The organism is Erysipelatoclostridium sp. An15, assembly GCF_002160675.1.
GTDB lineage: Bacteria > Bacillota_I > Bacilli_A > Erysipelotrichales > Coprobacillaceae > Thomasclavelia > Thomasclavelia merdavium.
The window spans coordinates 1-1,702 of record NZ_NFLA01000104.1 but is presented as its reverse complement, the minus strand read 5'-3'; the positions used below and the strand labels follow the sequence as shown (position 1 = coordinate 1,702).

Below are 1,702 nucleotides of genomic sequence, written 5' to 3'. Positions count from 1 at the left end.
AAAAATCTGATTGTCCGCTAAAACACTGTACTTATCAGCACATTCAAGGATTGAAATACTTCAAATTACTACGATTTTACTACCATTGAATGAGCCTTGATACGTTAGAAATCCCAGATATGCAAAGATATGGTACAGCACATCAGTATTGAAAAGATTAAAATTGAATATCGCAAGTAGATTATGGAACGCCGATATTGACGTTCCTTTTCTATTACCAGCCGTTCAGAAATGGACGGCTTTTTCTATATCCAAACGAAAGGAGAATTTTAAAAGCTATGAAAAAGATATTGAAGCGATTAGCCACAGGCTTCCTTGCCTTTGCGACTATCGTTACCGCTTTGCCGACAACGGCAGTCCACGCTTCCGAGAAGCAATACTGGACAGAAAGTGCCGAGCGTGTCGGTATCGTTGAAAAAGTAATGAATGACGGTTCTATCGGTTCGACATTCAATGAGGGACACATGACCGTTGAGGGCGAGGACGCTTTCTGCGTGGATATTAACACCAACTTCCGCAACGGTTATAAGACCAGAGCCGACGCAAGCACACGCATGAGCTACAACCAGATTTCAGATGTTGCCCTCTCAATCGAGTATGTTAATCAGTATGTGCAGAGCCACAGCGGATTGAGCAGTCAGCATATCTATCTTTTGAAACAGTGCGTCGTATGGCAGAGATTGAGTGTTCATCTGGGCTGGCAATGCGATAACGTCAGAGCTTCCTATGATGAAATTCCAAAAGCTATACAGGACGAGGTTTACGCTGGGGCGAAAGCCTTTGCCAGCGAGAACAAGGAACGCTATGAATGTGGCGGTTACATCTACTCTGGCGAGGGACAGGACATTGGACAGTTCTGGGCGAAACTTGCCGTTGGAAATGCCACATTGAAAAAGACTTCCAGTAATGCCAGCATTACCGATGGGAACGGGCTTTACTCTATCGCTGGTGCGACTTATGGTGTCTATTCTGATAAGGACTGTACGAAACAGCTTGCCACCCTTACGACTGATAACAGCGGAAATACTGATACCGTGGAAGTAAAGGCTGGCACAGTCTACATCAAAGAGCTTTCTGCTCCTGCTGGCTATAAAGTGGACAGCACTGTGTATTCCTTAAATGTGGAAGCTGGCAAGACAGCGACACTCAATGTATCAGATACGCCAAAGGTCACAGATACCCTTATCGAGCTTTTCAAGATTGACATGGAAACACAGAAAGACGCTCCACAGGGCGACGCTTCCCTAGAGGGTGCGGAGTTCACATGGAAATTCTATGCGGGACACTATACCGCTGACAATCTCCCCAGCGAGCCGACAAAAACATGGGTGACAAAGACAATCGCTGAAAAGGACAGCGACGGCACTATCCATTATGTTTCCCGCCTTTCTGATGAATACAAGGTATCTGGGGACAGCTTCTATACACAGGACGGAAAGAACGTGCTTCCTTTAGGAACGCTGACGGTTGAGGAAACGAAAGCTCCTAACGGCTATCTTCTTGACGGTGCATATATGCAGACTGACGGAAGCGAGGAACAGATTAAAGGAATGTACCTTACACAGATTACCGAGGACGGCGACATTGCCGTACTGTCTGGAAGCAATCAGTACCATGTATCAGACAAGGTTATCCGTGGCGGTGTAAAAATCCAGAAAAGAGATTTAGAAACCAGCGATACCAAAGGTCAAGGAAGTGCGAC

1 protein-coding gene is annotated in these 1,702 nt (G+C 45.8%); it reads left to right on the top strand.

The genetic code is table 11. From position 1 onward, the window contains the following. Positions 1-278 precede the first annotated feature (278 nt). On the top strand, positions 279-1,702 hold a 1,424-nt coding region (locus B5E92_RS15175), incomplete at its 3' end, for a collagen binding domain-containing protein (protein WP_239406510.1).